The 24,397-nt window shown below is 51.1% G+C and carries 19 protein-coding genes and 1 pseudogene; 6 read left to right on the plus strand and 14 right to left on the minus strand.

Annotation, left to right across the window (positions count from 1 at the left end):
- Positions 1-104: 104 nt before the first annotated feature.
- Complete coding sequence (gene greA / locus ABD931_RS17620) at positions 105-578, plus strand: transcription elongation factor GreA (RefSeq protein ID WP_345269162.1); 474 nt, start codon at positions 105-107, stop codon at positions 576-578.
- Between the two features lies 1 nt (position 579).
- Positions 580-969 (plus strand): HIT family protein, encoded by a 390-nt coding sequence (locus ABD931_RS17625; protein ID WP_345269163.1) that lies wholly within the window; start codon positions 580-582, stop codon positions 967-969.
- Positions 970-1,071: 102 nt separating this feature from the next.
- On the opposite strand, the gene ABD931_RS17630 is transcribed toward ABD931_RS17625, so the two are convergent.
- The 3 genes from ABD931_RS17630 to ABD931_RS17640 form a co-directional block, all read right to left on the minus strand.
- Positions 1,072-2,076 carry an NAD(P)H-dependent glycerol-3-phosphate dehydrogenase gene (locus ABD931_RS17630; RefSeq protein WP_345269165.1) on the minus strand — a complete coding sequence of 335 codons (1,005 nt, stop codon included), beginning with the start codon at positions 2,074-2,076 and terminating at the stop codon, positions 1,072-1,074.
- Between the two features lie 234 nt (positions 2,077-2,310).
- A complete protein-coding gene (locus ABD931_RS17635) occupies positions 2,311-3,723 on the minus strand; it encodes an efflux RND transporter periplasmic adaptor subunit (RefSeq protein WP_345269166.1) in 1,413 nt (470 codons plus the stop codon).
- A gap of 126 nt (positions 3,724-3,849) precedes the next feature.
- Positions 3,850-5,352, minus strand: a complete 1,503-nt coding sequence (locus tag ABD931_RS17640; protein WP_345269167.1) for a TolC family protein — start codon at positions 5,350-5,352, stop codon at positions 3,850-3,852.
- Between the two features lie 65 nt (positions 5,353-5,417).
- Here ABD931_RS17640 and ABD931_RS17645 point away from each other — a divergent pair, with 65 nt between their 5' ends.
- Complete coding sequence (locus tag ABD931_RS17645) at positions 5,418-6,263, plus strand: aminotransferase class IV (RefSeq protein ID WP_345269168.1); 846 nt, start codon at positions 5,418-5,420, stop codon at positions 6,261-6,263.
- Here ABD931_RS17645 and ABD931_RS17650 read toward each other — a convergent pair.
- The 11 genes and pseudogenes from ABD931_RS17650 to ABD931_RS17700 form a co-directional block, all read right to left on the minus strand.
- Positions 6,247-6,930, minus strand: coding sequence for an ABC transporter ATP-binding protein (locus ABD931_RS17650; RefSeq protein ID WP_345269169.1), 684 nt, complete (start codon positions 6,928-6,930; stop codon positions 6,247-6,249). The two genes, ABD931_RS17645 and ABD931_RS17650, sit on opposite strands and share 17 nt — an antisense overlap.
- A 37-nt stretch (positions 6,931-6,967) precedes the next feature.
- Positions 6,968-7,321, minus strand: a complete 354-nt coding sequence (locus tag ABD931_RS17655; RefSeq protein ID WP_345269170.1) for a hypothetical protein — start codon at positions 7,319-7,321, stop codon at positions 6,968-6,970.
- Between the two features lie 147 nt (positions 7,322-7,468).
- Positions 7,469-8,509: a DUF4097 family beta strand repeat-containing protein gene (locus ABD931_RS17660; protein WP_345269172.1), complete on the minus strand. Its 1,041-nt coding sequence runs from the start codon at positions 8,507-8,509 to the stop codon at positions 7,469-7,471.
- Positions 8,510-8,582: 73 nt separating this feature from the next.
- Complete coding sequence (locus ABD931_RS17665; RefSeq protein WP_345269173.1) at positions 8,583-8,963, minus strand: hypothetical protein; 381 nt, start codon at positions 8,961-8,963, stop codon at positions 8,583-8,585.
- A 116-nt stretch (positions 8,964-9,079) separates the two neighbouring features.
- The gene (locus ABD931_RS17670; protein ID WP_345269174.1) at positions 9,080-11,530 is read right to left on the minus strand and encodes an ABC transporter permease; all 2,451 of its coding nucleotides are present in this window, start codon (positions 11,528-11,530) and stop codon (positions 9,080-9,082) included.
- A 91-nt stretch (positions 11,531-11,621) separates the two neighbouring features.
- Entirely contained in the window at positions 11,622-13,982 is a 2,361-nt protein-coding gene (locus ABD931_RS17675; protein ID WP_345269175.1) for an FtsX-like permease family protein, read from the minus strand.
- A gap of 197 nt (positions 13,983-14,179) precedes the next feature.
- Positions 14,180-15,193: a sulfite exporter TauE/SafE family protein gene (locus tag ABD931_RS17680; protein ID WP_345269177.1), complete on the minus strand. Its 1,014-nt coding sequence runs from the start codon at positions 15,191-15,193 to the stop codon at positions 14,180-14,182.
- A gap of 140 nt (positions 15,194-15,333) precedes the next feature.
- Positions 15,334-17,772 (minus strand): ABC transporter permease, encoded by a 2,439-nt coding sequence (locus ABD931_RS17685; protein ID WP_345269178.1) that lies wholly within the window; start codon positions 17,770-17,772, stop codon positions 15,334-15,336.
- Positions 17,773-18,055: 283 nt separating this feature from the next.
- On the minus strand, positions 18,056-19,597 hold the full coding sequence (locus ABD931_RS17690) for a sensor histidine kinase (RefSeq protein ID WP_345269179.1): 1,542 nt from the start codon (positions 19,595-19,597) through the stop codon (positions 18,056-18,058).
- A 461-nt stretch (positions 19,598-20,058) separates the two neighbouring features.
- Positions 20,059-20,334: pseudogene (locus ABD931_RS17695) on the minus strand (xanthine dehydrogenase family protein molybdopterin-binding subunit); the annotation flags it as partial.
- Positions 20,324-20,479 carry a hypothetical protein gene (locus ABD931_RS17700; protein ID WP_345269180.1) on the minus strand — a complete coding sequence of 52 codons (156 nt, stop codon included), beginning with the start codon at positions 20,477-20,479 and terminating at the stop codon, positions 20,324-20,326. The pseudogene ABD931_RS17695 and the gene ABD931_RS17700, both read right to left, overlap by 11 nt.
- A gap of 281 nt (positions 20,480-20,760) precedes the next feature.
- Here ABD931_RS17700 and ABD931_RS17705 point away from each other — a divergent pair, with 281 nt between their 5' ends.
- From ABD931_RS17705 to ABD931_RS17715, 3 genes are all read left to right on the plus strand, one after another.
- Positions 20,761-21,411, plus strand: coding sequence for a hypothetical protein (locus ABD931_RS17705; RefSeq protein ID WP_345269181.1), 651 nt, complete (start codon positions 20,761-20,763; stop codon positions 21,409-21,411).
- 295 nt (positions 21,412-21,706) lie between these two features.
- On the plus strand, positions 21,707-22,255 hold the full coding sequence (locus tag ABD931_RS17710; RefSeq protein WP_345269183.1) for a cupin domain-containing protein: 549 nt from the start codon (positions 21,707-21,709) through the stop codon (positions 22,253-22,255).
- Between the two features lie 334 nt (positions 22,256-22,589).
- Entirely contained in the window at positions 22,590-23,483 is an 894-nt protein-coding gene (locus ABD931_RS17715; protein ID WP_345269184.1) for a dioxygenase family protein, read from the plus strand.
- Positions 23,484-24,397: the final 914 nt, after the last annotated feature.

The raw sequence follows: 24,397 nt of genomic DNA on the forward strand, positions 1-24,397 counted from the left end.
ATAAAACCACTTTTGTTGCAGAACGGTCAGTGTACCGTTCTTTTCTTTTTTATAGCCTTCAACCGGAAGGCGACGAGTAAACAGGATAAAATAGAATTAAATACATGGGAAAGATTTCGTATTACACCGAAGAAGGGCTAAACCGATTGAAAGCTGAATTGAACGACCTGAAAACCAAAGGTCGCGCTGATATTGCCCGCCAGATTGCCGAAGCCCGCGATAAAGGAGACCTGAGTGAAAACGCTGAATATGATGCTGCTAAGGATGCGCAGGGCCTCCTGGAAATGAAAATTGCCAAACTGGAAGAGATTGTATCCAACGCCCGGCTGCTCGATGAGTCGACCATTGATGCCTCGCAGGTATCGGTTCTATCGAAGGTGACCATCAAGAATAAAAAGAATGGGGCCAAAATGACCTACACCCTGGTTTCCGAAGAAGAGGCCGACCTGAAGCAGGGTAAAATTTCGGTAGGTTCACCCATCGGTAAGGGCCTGTTAGGCAAAAAAGTTGGCGACTCGGCCGAAATTACCGTACCCGCCGGCGTTATGGAGTTTGAAATTGTGGAAATAGACCGATAATATGCCTTCCATTTTCACCCGCATTATCAACGGCGAAATTCCGGCCCACACCATCGCCGAGACCGACGATTACCTGGCGTTTCTGGACGTATTTCCGACAGCCGTAGGCCACACGCTGGTTATACCTAAGCAGGAGGTGGATTATCTGTTCGCCCTGGATGATGAGCTGTATACCGGCCTGATGCAGTTTGCGAAAACGATTGCACCAGCTATTGAAAAGGCGGTTCCCTGCAAACGTATTGGCGTAGCAGTAGTTGGCCTGGAAGTGCCCCACGCCCACGTTCACCTGATTCCGCTCAACAGCATGGCAGATATGAACTTTTCGAACAAGCTGAAGCTGAGCCAGGAGGAACTGGCCGCGACAGCCGAGAAGATACGGAGCTTTTTGTAGAAACATGTATCCCGGATTGTAAATCCGGCCGCAAAAGCCTGAACCAATAGGCAGCTTTGGTTTTCAGCTAGACCAGGCCGGATTTACAATCCGGGGTACTACTCACTTCAGCACCAGCTTCAGTCGATTCATCTCTGCGCCGGGCGATGCTTTCTCATACAGGATATTGTATACCGCTTCAATAATAGGCATCGGCACCTGGTACTGCTGATTAAATTCGTGGATGCTTTTCACGGCATAATACCCTTCGGCAATCATATTCATCTCCATTTGCGCCGACTGCACACTATACCCGCGCCCAATCAGGCTACCGAACGTGCGGTTACGGCTGAAAGGCGAATACGCCGTAACCAGCAAATCACCCAGGTAGGCTGAGGCACTGAGATCCCGCGGTTTTGGGTAAATCGTATCCACAAAGCGCCGGATCTCCTGCATGGCGTTGGAGACCAGTACGGCCTGAAAGTTATCGCCGTAGCCCAAGCCGTGCGTAATGCCACAGGCCAGGGCGACAATGTTTTTCATGACCGCACTGTATTCCACTCCATATATATCATCCAGGGGTGATGCCTGCACAAAGCGGCAGGTGAGCAGTTGGGCCACGGTGCCGGCGCAGTCGGGGCCGGAGGAGGCAATGGTCAGGTACGATTGTTTTTCCAGCGCTACTTCTTCGGCATGGCAGGGGCCGGCAATAACACAGATGCGGTCGGCCGGTACGCCGTAGACTTCTTCTACCCAATCGGTTACGAGCTGGTTGCGCTCCGGAATCATGCCTTTTATGGCCGATACCACATGCTTTCCCTCAAAATCTTTGGGTCGGGCTCCTTTTAACGCATCGGCGACAAAGGCAGCCGGTACGGCCAACACAATGAATTCGCTGTTTCGGAAGGCCTCCCGGATGCTGGTGCAGACGCGTACTTTGCGCGGGTTGATCTGCACATCGCTCAGGTAGCTCGGGTTATGGTGGTATTGACGGATATGATCGGCATCGGACTGCTGGCGCAGCCACCAGCGGATACTCACGTTATTTTCGGAGAAGATTTTAACCAGCGCGGTGGCCCAGCTCCCGCCCCCAACAACTGTCAAGCGCGTGGGTTCATAAAGTTTCATGGAGTAAAAAAAGGGATAAAGGAGGAAAGGAGGAAGGGCGTAAAGAAAAAACGAGTGTATGCCTTTTCCCCCTACTCCTTTTTTTACAAGGCTGCCTGCATGTAAAACCCAAGGGTACGGGCTGGGGTTTGTCGGCGAAGTAAACCGGAGTTGTACTCCGGTTTACTTCGCCGGCTTCTCACTATGCTGAAAACCGCTTTCGGGGATGGAACGAAACCGGTGTACAACTCCGGTCTACTCTTCCGGCTTCGCTTTCTTCGAATCCCGCTTGACAACGGCGTCGCCTTCTTTCAGTCGCTTGGATACGGCCAGGAATGGGCCGGATATGACCTGCTCGCCTTCTTTAAGTCCGGAAACAATCTCGATATTTTCGTAATCACTGATGCCGGTTTTGACCACGCGCCGTTCGGCTTTGCCCGTTTTGTTAACGAAAACAATTTCCTGCACCGGTTCTTTTTTGGCCGCCAGCTTAGCCTTCCGGTCATCCACGGCTGCGTTGTTGTTATTGTTATTCTGATTTTTGGTATCTTTTGCAGCCTCCTCCTCTTCGGTGCCTCGTGTGGTTACGGCCGCGATAGGTACCGCCAGCACATTGGTCTTCCGGTCGGTGATAATTTCAACCGAGGCCGTCATACCGGGTTTGAACGGATAGCCTTTGCGGTCTTTGCTGCTGAGCAGGTCCTGGTATGAATTATTAAGGATTCTTACTTTCACTTCAAACTCTGTTACAGCATCGGTCGACATGGACGAAGCCGCTGAGGCCGACGAACTCGCCAGGCCAATGGCGGTATTGGCGATTTCGGTAACGATTCCTTTAAACTTACGGCCCGATGTGGTATAGGAATCGACCTCAATATCGGCCGTATCGCCCAGGCTGACACGGACAATGTCATTCTCATTGACGTTGACGCGGACTTCCATATTGCTGAGGTTAGCCAGCCGCATGATTTCGGTACCGGCCATTTGGGAGGTACCGACCACGCGCTCGCCAAGCTCAACATTCAGCTTGGATACGGTGCCGGTAACGGGGGCATAAATGGTTGTTTTACGGAGGTTTTCACTGGCATCGCGCAGGCCGGCCTCAGCGCTCCGGATATTGAACTGAGCAGCTTTGGCATTCGCCTGGGCGGCTTCCACATCTTGCCGGGCCACATTGTAGTTGGCTTCAATCTGCTCAAAATCGGCCTGTGAAATAACTTTATCGGCCAGTAGTTTCCGGTTGCGCTCATAATCTGCTTTGGCCCGGATGAGCCGGGCCTCGGCCTGTGCAATAGAGGCTTTTGCCTGCTGATACTGCGCCCGGTTGGCGTTTACGGTAGCCTGCGCCCGCGACAAGAGGGACTCGTAATTATCCGGCCGGATTTTCACCAGGAGCTGCCCCTTGGTGACCGGGTCGCCTTCGCTGACATACAGGCCAATGATTTCGCCCGATACGTCCGGGCTCAGCTTTACTTCAATTTCCGGCTGCACCCGTCCCGACGCACTAACGCGCTCGATAATGTCGGTACGTTTTACGGTGGCAAACTCAACGTCAACGGCTTGGGGCTTCCCAATAATCCCGGTTTGCTTGGCCGCTACCAACCCAATAATCAGCAGCACGGTAATGCCGCCCAGAATCCACCAGATACGATTTGATTTACGCTTCATCGGTTAAGAAAAATGAGACCACCGGCGCAGTAGGAAAAACGAACGCGTATACATGACCCCGGAACAGCTATCTCCTGTTCCAAATTGCAGTCATATATTCCGGTTGGCCGGGCAGCTCATTCTTCCTTAAAACGACAGCGGTTTGTTTTGGTAAAAATCGAGGATCTTCGTCCTGAAAATATAATCGTACTTAGCCTGTACCAGGTTAGCCCTGGCCCGGTCAAGGTTCGTTTTGGCAATATTATAATCGACCGAGTTTAATGCTCCGGCATTTAACCGGCTCTCGGCCGCCCGGAATGCCTGCTCCAGCGAAGCCACCTGCACCTGCGTAGCCTGGTAACGGTTGGCCGAGGCCAGCATATTGGTATACGCCTGCTCTATCTGCTGGCGGAGCTGCAAACGGGCGTTTTCCGCAGCAATTTCTGAATTTTGTTTCGTGATTGTAGCAGAGGTAACTCTGTTTCTCGCCTGCATATTGTTGAAAATTGGGATACGCAGATTTAAAGAAACTGAACGGTTCAGGTTATTCCGTATTTGTTCACCGTAGGAGTAGGGCACAAAGGTGCCAGCCTGTTGCGTTTGAAAAACCTGCTGCTGCACTCCGTTAATATCGACAAACAGATTTGGTACCGCTTGCCGGATTAGTGTTCCATCGGTAACCAGACGCTGTAAACCAACACTGGAATACAGGGTACTCAGGTTACCGTTCAGCGACAGGGTGGGATACAATGAAGCCCTGGCGACATCAATACCTACCGCGTCGCTTTTTACCCGCAGTTCGGCCGCCTTTATTTCGGGCATAATGCCTGTGGCCGTTTCGTAAATCTGCTGCGGAGACGCCGTGTAGGGTGCAACCGCAGGATCATCAAACTGGATGCGCTCTACCCCGATTGCTCCCGGGCTGCCCGTACCGGGCAGGTTCATGGTCTGCAACAGGGCTAGTTTTGCCAGATCCAGGTTATTCTGGGCGTTCACAACCGCTAACTGGTCATTGGCCAACTGCGCCCGGATGTCATACAGCGTTGCCTCGGCTACGGTGCCGGCATTGACCAGTCGCTGCGTCCGCTCTACCTGGCCACGGGTGGCCTCTACCTGCCGACGGGCGATCTCCAGCTGATCCTCATTATTCAGCACATTCAGGTAATTCTGCACCACCGTCAGCGCTACATTATTTTGCGTTGCTTTCAGACTCTCCTCGGTTGACTGCAGAAACAGATCAGTTTGCTTGATGTTGTTCTGAATCGCAAATCCATTGAAAAGCGTAACGCTGGACGAGAGCTGGTAGTTATTGGAACTCACCGCCCGTTCCACAAACGTGTTGGTGGTGGGGTTGATGTTCCGTCCGGAGCTAAAGGCCTGCGATCCAAATGCGTTCAGGGTCGGAATGCGATTCATTTTAGCCTGATAGTATTGCAGGTCGCTGTTCTGTACCTGTAGCTGCCCCTGCTTTACCTGCAGGTTGTTTTGCAGCGCAATGTCGATGGCCTGCCGCAGCGAGAATCGGTTACTGTTCGGCCCGACACTCTGCGTTGGTTGTGCATAGGCCGCGCTCACCAACAACAGGCCGGCCAGCCATTTCGGACGTTGAAACAATCGATTTACCGCGCTCATCATGGCTACTCGTTTCATGGTTTAATATTACAAAGTTAATTTTGACTCCTCTACCGTTTTGGGATAAACGGCAGAAAAACACGATGTATCTGGTTTATAATTCTGATATACTCCCGGAGAGCCAGTTTCGGCTGACCGCCGATAACCGGGCTTTTCGGTATGGCGACGGGCTGTTTGAAACCATCCGGTATGAACAGGAACGGATTTGGTTTCTGGCTGACCACCTGAACCGGCTGACTCGTGGTATGCAGGCGCTTCACCTACAGCACCGCTTCGGTTTTAGTCAGGAAACGCTGGAGCAACAAATTCAGGCCCTGCTTACCCTGAATGGCCTGGCCAATCAACCGGCCCGGATCAAGCTACAGATGTGGCGGCAGCCGGGTGGACTTTATACGCCAGACAGTAACAAATCGGAGTTTCTGCTGACGGTGCTGCCCGGCCGGCCCTTTGCCGTAACCGCCAGAAACCGTCTGGGCGTATACGATTCTGTTCGTGTATCGCCCTCCCCCGTCTCGACCTTCAAGACCCTGAATGCACTGCCGTATGTGCTGGCGGGGCTTTACAAACAAGCGGCTCAATGTGATGACGTGGTCCTGCTCGATACGGCCGGTCACCTCGCCGAGTGCAATGCGTCCAACCTGTTCTGGCTTCGGGGGAATACCTTGTTTACGCCTTCACCCGATGCGGGCTGCATCGATGGGATTATTCGTCGTCAACTACTCCGGCAGGCTGCTCAAACTGGGTTATCGGTGAACGAAGGGCTTTTTATGCCTGATGCCCTGACAGACGCGGAGGTGGTTTTCTGCTGCAACGCAGCGGGTATTCAGTGGTTTCGGAAGGTTGAGTTCCACAACAGGACCATCACACCAAACACATCGGAACAGGTCCTGGCTACCCTGGCTCCGCTGTTTGCTACACTGATGCCGTAGCGGCCGGTTCGAGCCAGCCGTCTTTCAGGTGCAGAATGCGATTACCGTAGCCGGCATTTATGTCCGAATGAGTTACCTGTACAATGGTTACGCCGTCTTTCTCGTTTAGTTCTTTAAAGAGTTCCATGATCTGCTTCGCGTGCTCAGAGTGCAGATTACCCGTGGGCTCATCGGCAAAGATCACTTTAGGGTTCGCGGCAATGGCACGGGCAATACCGACTAGCTGCTGCTGACCGCCCGATAGCTGATTCGGGAAAAGGTCTTTCTTCGCCACCATGTTGAACCGGTCGAGCAGTTCGGCTACGCGGCTCTTGCGCTCCGACGACGACATGCCTTTATACAGCAGCGGGGTTTCAATGTTTTCGTATACGGTCAATTCGTCGATGAGGTGATACGCCTGGAAGACGAAGCCGATGTGGTTGCGGTGAATGTCGGTCCGTCTCCGCTCCGAGAGCTTCTGCACCGGCTGATCCAGAAACAGATACTCACCTTCCGAGGGTTCTTCGAGCAGGCCCAGGATATGCAGCAGCGTCGACTTACCCGACCCGGACGGCCCCATGATGGATACAAACTCACCGGGTTCAATGTCTAACGTAATGTTGCGGAGTACGTAGGTCTTGCCGAAACCGGCGGGGTAATATTTGGAAACGTTGCGTAGAGAAAGCATGCGTATAGGTATAAGACTGTTGAATTCAAAAATACGGTTAAATACTCGCGATACGGCCGATCAATGAGCTTGGCTGCTCCGGGCGGATGGTCATTTTGGGGCAGTCTTCCAGACGAGCACTGCTCAGGCAAACTGTTGTGCGCTCTTGCCGGACCGACCGTTCGGCCTTTCTGGCCCGGCGGAAGATAAACCCTTTATCCATTAAAAAGTCTGCATGGCGAGTCTGTTTTATCTCAGACTTTTCTGCTGCTATCTGACTAGTCTGGTACTGTTCCGCTGCGCAAACCGACGTCATTCCCGAACCGGAGAAGACTCCAGCCAGCATACTAATCCCGAAGAACAGGTTCGCCAGGACTTTTACAATGATGCCAGTGTTTATGTAGGTTGTCATAACAGTAAGATAGAGATGTACCCTACTAAACTCAATGCCTGTGCCAGAAACAAAAAGCCCTGAAAAACAGCTAAAAATAGCCATATAACGCAAAAAAGTGTCCACTACCGGACACTTTTTTGTTCACAAACGGACAGGCCTGTTAACTCATTGGTTGATGTATACATTGCCGCTGTTGGCGGCAATAGTAACGGGTATCCCACCGCCGTTCAGTTTACCGCGAATGCGATCTTCTTCGGTATTGCCACTAAAGTTTTTCAGGGGAACAGCCACCCGGCGACCACTCAGATCCAGGTCGATGCCTTTGTCGAGCGGCATCCGGACCCGCACGCTGCCCGGCCCGGCCGTGAGTTTTACGTAGTCGCCCAGTTTGGTAATCTCCACGTCCATACCGCCCCCGCTGGTACGGGCTTCTACGCTGCCGGATATGCCCGCCAGCTTAACCGAACCGCCGGACGTACCGGTAATCAGTTCGCCGTTGATACCGTCGGCTTTCACGCTGCCCCCGCTGGTGGTGGCATTGATTTTGCCGCGCAGGTTGTTCAGGTGTACGCTGCCGCCGGAGGTGCGCAGGGCCAGGTTTCCTTCTGAATCCTCAGCGTGGATAGAGCCTCCGCTGGTAGACAGGTCAATATCTTTCCGGCAACCCGCCAGATGGATACTACCACCCGAGGTGCGGCCCTTGATGGCTCCTTCGACATCGGTCAGGTGCAGACTACCGCCACTGGTGGTAAAGTTCTGCTGGCCGTTGAGCTTGCTGATCCGGATACTGCCGCCGGAGGTTTTCAGGTCGGTGGCGAAGTTGCGGGGAGTATAGACCCGAAACGAGATGCTGACGGATTTTTTCCAGTCCCAGTTATCGCGGCCTCTGCGCTTGGCGGTGGCCACTACGGTGTTGCCTTCGGTATTGATGGTAATATCGTAGTCTTTCAGCCGCTCCTCAATTTCCTCCTTACTCATCTTGTTGTCGGGCCAGTTGTTGGGCCGGACATACATATCCACTTTAACGCCGGAACTTTGGCTTCCTTCCACCAGAATGCTGCCACCGGAGGTTTCGACGCGTACGGTGTTGAGGCTGCCCGTGAAATTTTTCGTCTGATAAGGTTGTTCGTCGCGGTCGTTCTGGGCGTAGGTTAAGCTCGTCAGCAACAGGCCGCCGAGTAGTAAGGTAAATCGGGAACGGTTCATGATGGTTCGTTTTACATGTTTAATCAATAGATGCAGAAACCGACGGCAACGTTGCACGCGTCCCGCGATTCTGTCAGGGTAGGCTAATGGCCAGTACGTCGATCTCCTCCAGCGTTACCTGCCCGCCAAAGCCGCACACGATGGTTCGTTTCTTGTTGGTCGGCCGGTATTTGATCGTTACCTCGCCACGCATCCGGCCGGTCCGGAACAGATTATTTTTTTCGGCAAATTCCCGCACGTTCTGCTCCGACGCTTCGGTTGGCGCAAATCGGCGCGATTCATCACCGTTGTCGATGGTAAAGTGCCACGAGCAGCCGTCAACCGGCAGTTCATAAATCAGTGTTGCTTTCTTCTCAATTACTTCACCCTGAGCGGTCGGCCCCACGTTTATTGCTTTCCGGCAGGTCCCAACCATTCCTAAAATCAGGCAAAAAACAATGACTATCGTTTTCATGGCTACTGGTGTTTTTACCTGCATAGACCCGGCTTTTGGCTGGAAGGTTGGAATGTCTGCCCCAGCAGCCCTGCTGGGCCTTTACAGCACTACACCAGCAGGGCTGCTGGGGCAGACTACTCCGTTCTCAGGCTCTTCACCGGGTTAGCCAATGCCGCCCTGACACTTTGGATGCTGACGGTTAGCAGCGCAATGAGGGCGACCAGCAGGCCGGCCGCAACGAGGATCCACCAGTCGATGGCAACGCGATAGGCAAAGCCGTTGAGCCAGCCGTTCATGGCGTACCAGGCAATGGGCGAGGCTATCAGGATAGCAATCAGAATAAGCTTCAGGAAGTCCAGAGAGAACAGGGCGACAATGCTCGTGACGCTAGCCCCCAGTACTTTCCGGATACCGACTTCGCGAACCCGCTGTTGGGTGACCAGCACCACCAGGCCATATAAGCCCAGGCAGGAAATGAACATGGCCAGCACGGCAAAGTAGGCGACAATATTTCCCAGCCGCTGGTCGCGCTCGTACAGCCGGGCGAGGTCTTTGTCCAGAAACTCATACTCGAATACCTTCTGCGGGAAGAAGCCATCCCACTGCTTTTCAATAAAAGCCAGTGTCTGCGGGATATTCTGGTTCCGGATCTTAACAGAGAGTATGGACAGCATGGACGCATTGATATCCATCACCAAACCCTCTATAGGCTGTTGCAGCGACTCCATATGGAAATCTTTCACCACACCCACCACTTTACCGTTCTTACCCTCCAGTTCAAGTTGCTTACCGATAGCCTGCGCCGGACTCCCCCACTTGAACTGCTTCACCGCCGACTCGTTGATGATGAAGGCTTCAGCCTGGTCGGTACCATACGCCCGCGAAAACGCCCGCCCGGCTACCAGTTGCAGCCCGTAGGCTTTGATGAAGTCGTAATCGGTCGCCAGGGATGTGGCAAACAGGTTATCGTTACGGGTAAAGCCCTCGGGCACTATGCCACGCCGGGTGCCGCCCAGCCCCAGCGGCCCGCTTGACAAAGCAACCTCTTCGACCTGGGGATTGCTGCGCAGCACGTCCTTGAGACTTCTCAGTTTCGTAAACAGGCTGTCGGTCGGGTTGTCGAAGATATTGTTTAAGTTGTTGCTCTTGAAGGGGATGGTAATCACATAGTCTTTGTTGAAGCCCAGCGGCTGCTCCTGCACATACCGAAGCTGGCGATACGTGATAATGGTGCCGATGATGAGCGCAACGGAGGCCGTAAACTGCACCACCATCAGCGTCTGTCGCAGCATGCCACCTTTTGCCTTGCCGCTGGTAAAATTACCCTTCAGGGTCTGAATGGGCAGGAACCGGGCCACAAAGAAGGCTGGATAGCTCCCCGCCAGCACACCCGTCAGCAACGCAATACCCAAAAAGCCGAGCAGCAGTTGTCTGTTGCCGAACAGATACGCCATTGTCAGCTCTTTGCCGGTCAGGTGATTCAGCACCGGCAGCAACAGGCTGATCAGTACCAGCGAGAGACCGAAAGCAATCAGGCACAACAGCAGCGATTCGCCCAGAAACTGACCGATGAGTTGCGTCTGGGCCGCACCCAGCACTTTACGCATCCCCACCTCACGGGCCCGCTTCAGGGACCGGGCCGTAGCCAGGTTGATAAAGTTGATGCAGGCAATCAGCAGCGTAATCAGGGCTACACCGATAAAGATGTATACGTAATCCATACGCCCGGTTGGCTCTACCTCATTGGCCAGGTTCGACCGCAGGTGAATGTCGGTCAGCGGCTGGAGTGCATACACAATGTCTTTGGCGAACCGCTCATTGGCGTGCGTCAGCAAAAACTCCGGAAACCTGGCGTTGACCGTAGCCGCCGACTGCCCCGGTTTCAGCAGCACATACGTCAGCGAATGGCTGATAACCCAGTTTTGGGGCAGATTCTGACGGGCATCTTCACTGATGGTGGCAAACATGGTTTCGTAATTGGCCAGCAGGTCGATATGCACATGCGAGTTATCCGGCAATGCTTTGATAACGCCCGTAACCGTCATGGGGTACTGCCCGTCCAGGCTTAACATCTTGCCCAGCACATTGCCGCTGCCGAAGTATTTTTCGGCCACCTTGTCGGTAATCACCACCGAAAACTTATCCCGCAGCGCCGTAGCCGGATTTCCCTGTAGAAAACTAAACGTGAAGATGGTGAAAATAGCGGGGTCGCCGAAGAAGAACCGCTCCTCTTCGTATTTATCCGGTCGCCCGGCTACACCGTCTTTCGCTTCGATGGACGCGCTCCGCCGGAACAGCCGCGCCGTCTGCTCCACCTCCGGAAACGAACTGGCAATCAGCGGTCCGGCCGGTGTCGGCAACGTCACCAGCGCCGTAGGAACCCCGGCGAATTTGGGGTTGTACGTAACCCGGTAGATGCGGTCGGCCTTTTCGTGAAATTTATCATAACTCAGTTCGTGGCTGACGAAGAGCAGAATCAGAAAGCAGCAGGTCAGGCCCAGCGTCAGGCCAATACTATTAATGACCGAAAACGCTTTCTGCTGCAGCAGGTTGCGGATGGCGATTTTAAGGTAGTTGCGAAGCATGGTAAAGGGAAGAAAAGAGTAGAAGGAGCAAAGAAGGCAGGGAGGAATTCTTTTCTTTACTCCCTTATCTCCTCTGCCCGGCGGCCCGGCTTTACTCCGTTTTTAATGAGGTAACCGGGTTCATCAGGGCGGCCCGGATGCTTTGAAAACTGACGGTGAGCAGGGCAATCACAACGGCCAGCAGACCCGCCAGGGCAAACACCCACCACTCGACGTCAATCTTATAGGCGAAGTTCTCGAGCCAGCGATTCATGGCCCACCAGGCAATGGGCGTGGCGATAACGATGCCGATGAGGACCAGTTTCAGGAAATCGCGATTCAGCATCGAGACGAGGCTGGGAACGGAGGCCCCCAGCACCTTGCGGATGCCGATTTCTTTGGTGCGCTGCTGGGCAGTGAAGGTTGCCAGGCCGAACAGACCCAGACACGATACCAGAATGGCAATGCCGGAGAAGAAGTTAAACACCTGCCCCGTCCGCTGCTCGGCCTGGTACATGCGGTTGTAATCATCGTTAATGAACCGGTACTCAAATGGGTAATCAGGGCTGTATTTTTTCCAGAGCCGTTCGGCCGCAGCAATGGCCTGCGGTGCATCACGTCCGGTTGTTTTTACATACACCCGCCCGAAGGAACGATTGGGTTGGTAATAGAACAGGGCCGGTTCTACTTTCTGATGCATGGAGGCAAAGTGGAAGTCTTTCATCACCCCGATAATGGTACCCTCTGTCTGCCAAAGCTTGAATCGCTTACCGATGGGATTACTGATACCCGCGTTTTTTACCGCCGTTTCGTTCAGGATAAAGTGCGTTGAGTCGGCTTTGGAACCGGTAAACACATCACCGGTCGCCATTTTCAGCTTGAACGTTTGGATGAAGTCCTTCTCCACCGCCATCGGGCGGATGATAAACATGCTTTTCTCGGGCTTGCCATCCCAGTCGGTATCACCGGTGGTAGTGCCTATATTGATCAGATTACTGCCCGCCGAGGTCACGGCCAGCACACCCGGCTTCCGCGACAGTTCTGCTTTTACGGCGTCGTAGTGTTTGGCAATTTCATCCGTCATCCAGAAGCCAAACACGTTTTCGCGATCATACCCCAGGTCGCGCTCGCGCATAAACCGGAGCTGATTGCCGATAATAATGGTGCCGACAATAAGCACAGTCGATAACGTAAACTGCGTTACCACCAGCACCTTGCGGAAGGCTCCTCCCTTACTACCTGCGGCCACTTTGCCGCGAAGTACCTTGAGGGGTTCAAACGACGAGAGCACAAAAGCCGGGTATATACCCGCTAACAGCAGCGTAAAGCCCAAAGACCCAACCAGCACCAGCCATACATCCGGATTAGCCAGCGAAAACGATTGCGTTTTGCCCGTAAGTTCCTGATACACCGGCTCTACGCCTTTGATTAACGCAATAGCCAGCACCAGCGCAATGGCAAAGATCAGCAGCGATTCGGCGACAAACTGCCCGATCAGGTGCCGGCGACCCGCCCCTACTACTTTCCGGACGCTGACCTCTTTTGCCCGCTGGGAAGCACGGGCCGTGGCCAGATTCACGTAATTGATACACCCGATGCTGAGCAGAATCAGGGCCACAATGCCCATAATCTGCACCTGCTGCATAGCCGACGCGGTACCATCGGGCCGGTACAGGTGAATGTCGGTCAATGGCTGGAGCCGGTAAGTGGTTACCTGGTCATACTTGTTGTTCTGGTGATGGATATCGGTAAGCGTTTTGGCAATGTTGTCCGGAGATGCGTTGGGGTTAACCCGCACAAACGTGCCGGCAAACCAGTTGCCCCAGTCAGTCTCCATTGATTTCCAATAGTCGTTTGACTGGTACGCCTTACTGGGTATTTCGAAGGAAAACAGCAGATTGGCCCTAATGCTGGAGTTATCCGGAAAGTCGCGGATAATGCCGCTGACCACATAATTTTTCTGTTGGGGTACTGAATAGATGACCCTGCCCATTGCATTGGCCATTCCGAAATACCGGCGGGCGGCCGACTCGGTCATCACCACCGATTGCAAATCCGGGAAAGGGCGCTCACGGCTACCCTCCACCCATTCGAAATCAAAGAAGGTAAAAAAGGCTGGGTCTACATAAGCGGCCTTTTCTTCCAGCAGCGTCTTATCGTCTATTTTAAAGGGCGAGCTGTCGTAGTTATCGGCAACCCGAACAGCCTCCTCCACGCCCGGCACCTGCCGTTTGGCGTAGGGCGCTACCGGAGCCACGATACCGGCACTAAACTGGTCTTTGAAGCCCCCATTGACGCGGTAGATCTGACCAGCATGGCGGTGAAAGCGGTCGTAGCTGAGTTCGTCTTTCACATACCACAGCAGTAAAATACCAATACCGAGGGCAATTGCCAACCCTCCAATATTGATGGCTGAGTAGCCCTTGCTGTTGAGGAGGCCCCGCCAGGCTGTTTTCAGGTAGTTTCGTAGCATTGTTAGGCTGAGTAGCGATGTGGACAGTTAGGACGGCGCAAACGCAGAACGCACCGGCACAGGTCTGTCAATTCCTGCTCAACTCTTATGCCATCACTATTAAACTACCCGAAAATCCCTTTTTTTCCCGGTACGCTGTCCGCAACCGGACAAGTGGTGTCCGGTTGTGAACAGATGTGGCCATGAGAAACTAAGGCTTAGATAGAGATTTCTGTTGGAGAACCCTTCCGGGCGGCAGCCTTTTTGGGGTATTGGTTGCGGGCGAGGAGACTAAACGCAACCAACCCGATCAGGACCACGGCAACACTAAACCCGGTATGGTAGAGGTCTGGTTTGATAACCCAGAAAGCCGTGATAAATTGAACCACCAGGACAATGTACAGAAAATTGACAATTAATTTTCTGGGAATTTTGCTGATGACATAGGCCCCCATCGGAGCCATAGATAAACAAACCGGAATAGCGCCCAGCAGGTAATACTGCACTGCATGTGATACGTCGTGTCTTACCAGAATATGCCATAGAAAGCCAAATACGGTCGTGATTGTCATCAGCAGAATCGAGGTAGGGGTGGCAATTTTCTCGTCGATGCGGAAATACAGCGTCAGCAGCGTAAAGGTGATGATATCGATGCCATTACCGAAAATAGCCGATATGGCTCCTCCGAACAGGCCAAATACCATCAGCAGGAGAATATGCTTCCATCCTAACTGTGCCGGTAGATCGACGTTTTTAATCGTGCCGGCCTTCCGGTTGATCGTCCAGAGCGCAAACCCGAAGCTAAGCCATAGCGACACAAAAAACAACTTGGTTATTTTAGCCGGGATGATCGCAACCAGCCACTGATCACTCACCATAAACCCGATGATGCCGGCCGCGCATACCGGCAACACACAACGTTTGACAACCTGTATGCGCTGCGACAGAATAAATACGGAAGCAGAGGTCATACCAAACGACTGGCACCCCAGCGAAAACACCCGGGCATCAGCCGGCAGGATATTCAGCAAAAGCGTCATGACCGGAAAGGCAACGGCACCACCGCCTTCAGCCGTAGCTCCGCAGATAAACGCGCCGAATACCATAGTGATAGCGATCGGCCAGGCAAACGCATAAATATCGTACAAAGACAGGTCATTGAAATAGATATACGAGCGCCAGCCCACCAGCAGAACCAGCAGGACAGCCCAGAACAGATGACGTAGACGCATACGGTCGTGACAGGAAAGTATAGACGGTCCTAAAGCTACAAAAAAGGTTGAACATTAGTAACCCTCCCTTTCGTAAACGGCACGTTTTCCGGCATTTACCAGCCGGTTTAACCCATTCCGCCTACGCCTGGGGACCGGCTTTATTCCGTTCTCAAACTCTTCACCGGATTCATCAAAGCCGCCCTGATACTTTGAAACGATATGGTGACAAAAGCGATGAATATCGCCACGACACCCGCCATGATGTACACCCACCAGGGAACGTCGATGCGGTAGGCGAAATCCTGCAGCCATTGGTTCATGGCCCACCAGGCAATGGGAGTGGCAATCACGATTGCGATAAAGACCAGTTTCAGGAAGTCCCAGCTCAGCATCGTAACGAGGCTGGGTACAGACGCACCTAGTACCTTGCGAACACCAATTTCCTTAGTCCGCTGCTCGGCCATGAAAGCCGCTAAGCCGAACAGCCCCAGGCAGGCCACCAGAATGGCAATGATGGCGAAGGTAAGCGCAATGGTGCCGATGCGCTGCTCGGCCCGGTATATGGCGTCGAACTTGTCTTCCAGGAACGAGTAGTTAAAGGGCTGCCCCGGTGCCATTTGCTTCCATTTCGTTTCAATTTGCGGAATCAGCGCCGACATATTCTGGGTACTCAGCCGGAAGCTGGCAGCCGAGGTGTTCTTATTAAGGAACAGCCCCAGAGCCCCTATATTTCGTCGCAGCGATTCGAAGTGGAAGTTCTTCACCACGCCAATGATGGTGTACGTCTTGAAGTTTTTACCGGTCGCGTCGAACATCTGCATGACCCGTTTGCCAATCGGGTCTTTAAACCCGAAGATTTTAACCGCCGTTTCGTTCAGGATAATGCCGGACGAGTCGTAGCCAAAATCGCGGGAAAAATCACGACCCTGCACAACCTGCATACCAAGCGTCTGCACATAGTCGTGGTCGACGGTCCATTGCTGCATACTCACCGCTTTCTTCTGGTCGAATTCACCTTCGGGAAACATGGGACTATCATTCCGGTCGGAAGGCACCGGCAGGTAACCCGATAAAGTACCGCCAACTATACCAGGCAGACGCAGTATTTCATTTTTAAAAGCCTCCGCCTGATTGCCAAGGCTGTATACTTCATGAATGGTCAGTACCTGGTCCCGGTTAAAACCAAGCTTGGTGGTCTGGATATAGTTGATTTGCCGGTACACCACCATCGTCCCGATTATCAGAATAACCGACATGGCAAACTGGAAAACCACCAGTCCGCTGCGCAGGCTTACCTGGGCCGAACGCCGGTTGATGAGTTTGAACGCCCCGCCCTTCAGCACCAGCAGCGGCCGGAACGACGACAGGAAGAATGCCGGATAGCTACCCGCCAGCATACCGACTACAACGGGCAGTAGCAGGATAACAGCCAGGTAATTGGGTGCAAGCAGCCTTTGCACGGACAAGTTTTTAGCCGCAATGGTATTAAATAGCGGCAAGGCCAGCGTCACCAACCCCAACGCCAGCCCCATCGCAAAAACAGCCATCAGGATTGATTCGACCATAAACTGGCTAATCAACTGCTGCCGCTCCGAACCCAACACCTTGCGAACGCCCACTTCCTTGGCCCGATTGGCCGACCGGGCGGTTGCCAGATTCATAAAATTAATGCAGGCAATGAGCAGAATGAAAATCGCTACCGCCCCAAAAATATAGATGTATTGAATGTCTCCGTTGGGGGCCAATTCTATCGTTTGGCGTGACTTCAGGTGAATATCGGTCAGCGGCACCATCCACATTCGATACTTATTGCCCGATTCGCGAAACTGTTTCATGTTCACGCCCATAATGGCCAATGCCTGTGGGCCTATGTAATTCTCAACAACGTCAGTGAAATTCTTTTCAAAGGCATTTGGGTCAATACCAGGTTTCAGAAGGATATAGGTGTGGTGATTGTTACTAAGCCACTGACCCCACTGGTAATTATCATTCAGCATCGTCACGAAAAAATCAGTGCGGAAATGGGAGTTTTCCGGCATATCCTGCATGACACCGGTCACTTTATATACTTGCGTATCATTAAAGACCAGGGTTTGTCCTATTGGATTCCGGTTCGCGAAATGACGACGGGCGGCTGATTCACTAATTACCACGGTATTGGGTTCTGCCAATGCCCGCTTCGGGTCACCAGCTATAAAGGGTAGGGTAAATACGTCAAACAGGGTAGAATCAGCAAAGACGATTTTGTCTTCCCGTAGGTTATGCGGCTGCCCCGACCGTTTCACCAGCCAGGTTCCCCGGTCATGGAATCGTACATAATTTTCTACTTGCGGATAGTCTTTTTTCAGGGTTGGCCCAAGGGGGTCCGGCGATACCGCAAACCGCATATCATTCCCACCGAAGACAATATCGGTATTGATTCGGTAAATGCGGTCGGCTTTGGTATTGTACCGGTCGAAGCTCAGTTCATCCACTATATATAGGGTAATGAGCAGGCAACAGGCCAGCCCGACGGCCAGCCCAAAGACATTGATAAACGTGAAACCTTTGTGCTTGCGCAGGTTTCGCAGGGCGATGGTGAGGTAGTTTTTTAGCATAAAAGAAAAGAAGGAAAGGAGAAAAGGAGGAGGGAAAAGGGGTGTGGTAGATTTACCCTTTCTTCTCTCCTTCTTTTCTCCCGCTTGTTTCAGTCATGGTGTGGATAGCAGCAGTCAGCCTGCACTATCTTAATGCCAAAGCCTGTACCAAAAACCAACTACACCTGATAATCAGCAACTTCCCCAGGAAAACAAAATAAAAATGTCCGCAATCGGACGGTGGGGCGTACAATTGCGGACACTGGGGGTAGTTATTGGTTCACTAGTTAACTGGTTAATTCGGTTAGGATAGCGGGGCAGTCTCCAGGGTCACCGTAAAGGTGGTACCCACGCCCGGCCGGCTCTTTACAGATATGGCTCCGCCATGGTTCTCGGCTATTTTTTTGCACAACGCCAGGCCAACGCCGTTGCCAGGGTATCTGGATGCGCTATGCAGCCGCTGGAACATCTGAAACACCCGTTCAGTATGCTGCGGGTCAAACCCGATACCGTTGTCGATGATGTCAATCTGAACGTATTGCTTCTTAATTGCTAGAGGTTGCACTTCAGCCAAAAGCGGTCCGGTTGGGTGGTGTGCGCTAATGATAATGTCTGGGCACTGATTGGGTTTATGAAATTTCAGCGCATTGCTCAGCAGATTAGAAAACAACTGCGTGAGCTGTGCCCGGTTACCAACCACAACAGGCAGGCGATCAACAGTTATCACCGCATCGGTTTGCTGAACGGTCAGCTCCAGATCATCCAGCACCTCCTTCAGCAACGCATTCAGGTTCACCGGAGCCGGTGGGTTTGTGCCCGTGCTCAGCCGGGAATAGGCCAGCAGGTCCCGCACCAGGGATTGCATCCGGGTTGTGGCATTCTGCATCCGTCTGACCAGATCGGTCCCGTTTTGGCCAAGTACGTTTCCGTACTGATCCATCAGGATATCACCAAACGATTTTACCTTGCGCAACGGCTCCTGCAAATCATGTGAGGCTACATAGGCAAACTGTTGCAGGTACTCGTTGGATTGCTTCAACTGCCCTACCAGCGACTCGGCCTGGTGCAGGGCTTTACGCAACGGGGTCTGGTCAACCACAGAAACAACAATGCCTTCACCCTGCCGCGCAATTGAGACATCGAAAACACCCTCAAGCCCGTCGGCATGGTACGCCTGCTCGATCCGCTGCGGAATACCCGTTTCGGCCACCTGCACATACCGGGCAAACAGGCCACACTCAACCAGGCCCGGCAGCACGTCGAGCATGGTTTGCCGGGGAACGGTAGTATCCGGCCAGTTAATCAGCCGGGCGTTGGCTTCATTGTGGGTGATGTACTTAAAATCGATGATGGTACCCTGCTCGTTGCGGATAGGCTCAAACAACGATACGGCAATCTGGCAGCCGTTGAGCACACTCGCCAACTGCTCTTTCTGCCGGCGCTCCTGTTGCTCCAGTCGTTTGGTTTCCGAAATATCCTGGAAGGTAAATAATACGCCATCGCCCTGCTTCACCAGACTGATATCAATCCAGCGGTCGGGACCATTGTCCAGCAGGCGCTCTTCAAAGCGAATTGGCAGACCCGATTGCATAACCTGCATCAGGCGACTCAGGAAACCCCGTTCTGAAGCCAGCGGGTACACCTCCGACAGCGTACTGCCGATTACCTGATGAATGGCGCGGCCAGTTATACCGGCATATGCTTCGTTGGCAAAAACGTACAGGAAATCAACAATCTTCCCCTCTCCATCCCGAATGGCCTGATACAGCACCAGCCCAATCGGCATGTTGTCGATCACCTCCTGAAATAATTCGGATGACTGCCGCTCCAGAGATACACCTTTCAAAATAGCTGATACGTAAAGATTGCGTGTATAATGTCTATCTACCTGGTTCTAAGAGAAACTTAAACTACAACAAAAAACAATGCGGTCAAATATCCTGCTCCGTAATTGTCGGAATTAAAAAAGCTACTCTCCATTTCCGGAAAAAACCTGCTCAATGCTGACGAATTGAGTACACGGTAAAATTCACGTTTAGCCTTTCTGATAATCCAAAATCAGCAGACAATAATACATTTATAATCAAACGTATATACCCCGTATAGCATCTTTATGCGATTGAGCAGTCTGCTTCTTTTATCCAATTTTGTACCGTGGCCGGCCAACTCCTCAAACAGGTCAGCTCTCTCTGCTGATTCCTGCCCGCATTCTGATTGTCCTATCAATAAAAACACGGCGGCTACTGAGTAGCCGCCGTGTTTTTATACCAAATAACAGGGAGGACTTAACATCAGCCTCCTGCTGCCTTAGGATTTTACAAGCTGGTTTGCAAAGGGCTGCGTATAGAACCGCTTGCCGGTTGACTTATAAAGTGCATTGGCCACCGCCCCGAACACCGGCGGGAAAGGCGGTTCGCCCAGGCCGGTCGGGTCAATATCATTCTCCACAAAGTACACCTCAATCGTCTGGGGCGCTTCGTTATTCCGGATCAGGCGGTAATTGTGGAAGTTGCTTTGCTCGGCAGCACCGTTTTTGTGGGTCAGCGCCCCATAAAAGGTGTTGCCGATGCCATCAACCACCGCAGGCGGGCGGATGCTGAATCATGGCAATCAGCAGACCGTCGGCCCGATAATCCAGCCCAAAAAGGGGAGGTCTTCGCGTTTCGCCAGGACGGCTCGGCAGGCAGTGCTCCCGATCCGGGGAAAGCAGCCATGGCGACAAGGTCAAACTAAATTCGTTGCGGCTAACCCGCTGCCTTGAACGGTTATGATGCCTACCTGGACCTGGGGTCCCATTGTCTTTCTCCGGTTTACGAAAAGCGTAGAAAGGCCCCGCTCCTCAGCACCAACACGTCTATTGACTGTCTGACCTGGAACGGTTATATTGCGTCAATACAGCGTTTTAGTTTGTATTGACGCAACACAGTTGCGTCTATTTACAAGTTGGCTGCAACTGTGGCTGCACATTTAATCAAAATGTAAAAAATTAAACCTCAAAATACTGTTAATATGGCTGCTTTAACATTAGAGTCTGGAGCAAAAGTTCTTAATGAATTTATTTCTTTAGGTAAAGAACTATCAAAACTTCCAATTCTGCCAAAGTATAAGCAGTGTGCAGTTGATTTGTATTCAATCTGCAAGCGGATACTTGATGCAAACGAAAATACCGCTAAGTGGATAAATCAATTCCTGTACTTTGACTTTAGGTCAAAAACAGCAAGAACTGACTTCTTACAAGTTATAAAAGAATACAAAAATATGAAAAGCGGTCAGGAAAGGCAACAGCTCAAGTTTAACTGTGCTGACATTGAAAACATTTATCAAAAAAATCTCGAAAATAAAATAGGTCAATGGTTTGTTAAGGACCAATCCAAGTTACTTCAAGCACAAAAAATATTTAAGGACTTGTCGCATTCAGACGCTGACATGGTACAGTTCGTAGAAGAAAATATATTGCAACAACTAGATAAAGTAGTTTCCAAAATGGAAAAGGCAACTGATGCAGGCGATTTGAATAAAGCGGAAAGCGCTAGAATACAATGCAAAAAAGACTTGAGACCGGTCTCCGAACTCATAGAATTATTCAACAAAGAATTCACAGACCTTGTAATAGAGTTTGCGAAAATTGCAAAAATTCCAATTACCTTGATAGAGAAATAAACATTTTGAAAACTACAGCAGCAGCCAACAGCGGTTTTGCGTCAGCGGGGGGCGACCCAACGCAGCGTCAGCAGCAGTAACAACTATCATCTTCAGTCTCGGCTTGACGGAACGCAGGTGAGCAGAAGAATAAAACTTGTACATTAGTAAAAACATCGGCGGCAGTTCAGGGGCGACGGAACACGGAATGCCCCGCCGAACGCAAAGCCGTTTAACGTTAGCGACAACTCTAATTCGACACACCAGATGACATCTAATAAGCCTTTAGAATTGACAACCTAAAAATTTAAACCTAATGGCAAAGCAAGGAGATAAAATCACAAATGCACGAACAGGGCAAAGAATGCTTTTTCTTCGAACCGGAAAGGAAACAAATGGTGAGCTACTGGAAATTGAATCCTTCAATCTTAAATCCAGCATGAGAGAGCCAATTCATGTTCATCCTAAACAAGAAAGCACTGCAAAAGTTATTTCCGGAAGACTTCACTTCCTGGTAAATGGCAAGGAACAAATCATAGGGCCCGGTGAAAGTATTACGATTCCTGCCGGCGCCCCTCATTGTTTCTGGAACGAGGATGATACAGAGGCTCATTCTGTTCAACAATTTTCTCCTGCACTCCATATAGACGAATTCTTTGAATCATTTTTTGCGCTCGCTAATGACGGCAAGCTTAACGATCAAGGAATGCCCCCTTTTTTACAGCTGCCATTGATGGGGTTAAAACATAAGGATGAAATTCGTGTGATAAACCCACCATGGCCTATGCAACTTTTGAGCTATTTGATACTGGCACCAATTAGTTTTCTGATGGGTTATAGACCGACCTATTACTCGAGAAAATAATGCAACTATATTCTGGTTCGAACACCATTTGTCACGGATAGCGCGTAGATGACATTCGGAGGACCGTCTTCATTCAGACGGTAGAGCAGCCGCTAACAAGGGGTTTGGCGTTATGGCGAATTAACGAATATATCCTCATCGACATAACACTACTCAGCTACATATCCAGCTTTACGAATAAATCCCAGCTAATTGCATAATATCGTCTTTTGTACTACTTTCAACTTCAGTCCCGGCTTGACGTAACACGGAATATCGCCACATTGCCTAGCCCTGTTCGTTGTGTGCAAGCTAAGGACGAGCCTTTCTTTCTAAACAACCAAAACCTATCATTATGCAACGTAGGATATTTATTAAAAATTCAACGCTGACAGTTGTCAGTGTTAGCGCTTTCGGAGCTTTAAACTGGAATGGGAAAAACTTTGAAGGCGACACGCCAACTACAACGGATATACTTGGACCCTTTTACAGGCCAGGCGCACCGTTACGAACCAATCTTAGGCTTTCCGGCTCAAAGGGGACACCGATCGTTTTAAGAGGAAAGATTTTTAAAGAGGATGGGAAAACGCCTATAAACGATGCGTTTGTAGAAATCTGGCATTGTGATGAAAATGAAGTGTATGATAACACGTCCGACGACTACAACTATCGTGGCGGGCAACGAACAAAAGCAGACGGAACGTATGAATTCAAATCTATTTTGCCTGTTCCCTATAAAGCGGTCCCCACAATCGAAACATCCTGGCGACCGGCTCATATACACATGAGGGTTTCGGTGCCAAACCAGCAAGATTTAATAACGCAGATCTATTTTAAAGGCGGTAAGTATGTTGACACGGACAAATGGGCTTCTGTGCCACAAGCTGTAAACAGGACACTCACGTTGCGTAAAAATATTGCTGGCGAAAGTGAGATTATCTTTAACGTCGTGATGAGTAAGGAAATTCCGCTTGACAAAAAAGTTTACGACAAGATCACGGGACTTTATGATGTTGGTGATAACAATTTTATTGAATTTACGAAAAGCGATGACCTGCTGTTTATGAAACAAAATGGACAGCTCTGGGCAAGTTTGAAATACATCGGCAATAACACATTTGAAGGTGGCATTGGCTATCCCAAAGCGACTTTTGTGTTACAAAAAGATGATACGGTAAAGGTGTCAGTTGTTACAGAAATACCGACATTAAGAACGTACAATGGAATTAAATATCTGAAGTACAATTAACAAAGCAATTACTATCATCAACAGATAGCCAGCACATAACAGATGCATTGGCAATATGACGGGGCGAAGAATATATTCTCAACTTTTTTCTCTGCTCAGCTTCAGTCCTAGCCGACGAATAACGCCAAGCAACAGAATAAGCAATGAGCTTTTGTATCCTTATTCAGCATCGGCACCCGGCAGACGGAACACAAAATACCGCCACTTCGCCAAGCCCTGTTCGTTGGCAGTAATGATAAAATCCTAATGGACAATTTCACAATAGATATAGAGAGGCTGAAAAATCTGATTACCATTGCTTCAACGGATTTGAAGACGAACATGAGATTGAATATTCAAAACTTCGCAAATCCTTATTGGGACTTGAAAAATTTAAGCGCTTCGCACGGCTTTGTTGCATGGCTATGTTGGAGGCTTTTTGACCACCACCGGCAGCCCTAATCGAGAAAATCGATTCAGGCAATCTGCTTTTAGACGTACCTCTACCTGTTGACGGCTCAAGGTTCGGCTCCGTAAGCGTTCCTCAAAAATCACTTTCAACCGATACATAGCCGTCTCGGCCTTACTCCGGCGGTGGTAGCCTACCTGTCGTTTCCATTCCGCTAAGCCTAAGGCTTTTATACGCAACACCATCACCGGATGAGCCATGCAACAAAGCCTATTGGAAGTAAAAAACAGACGAGAAGCGATTGAAAAGTTAAACGGAAAATGAAAAGACCGAACCGCTAACAGCGGTTTGGCGTAATGGCGGGGTGAACCAACATAGCATTAACTGTAGTAACATGGCTGGCATCAATTCCAGCGCGACGTAACGCAGATGAGCAGCATGAATAAACTTTATACCTTTATCTGGCTTTGGTTCGGGGCGTGACGGAACACAGAATGCCGTCACGCTGTTAACCGTTAGCGGCAAC

It is taken from the genome of Nibrella viscosa, from assembly GCF_039541875.1.
Taxonomy (GTDB): Bacteria; Bacteroidota; Bacteroidia; order Cytophagales; family Spirosomataceae; genus Nibrella; species Nibrella viscosa.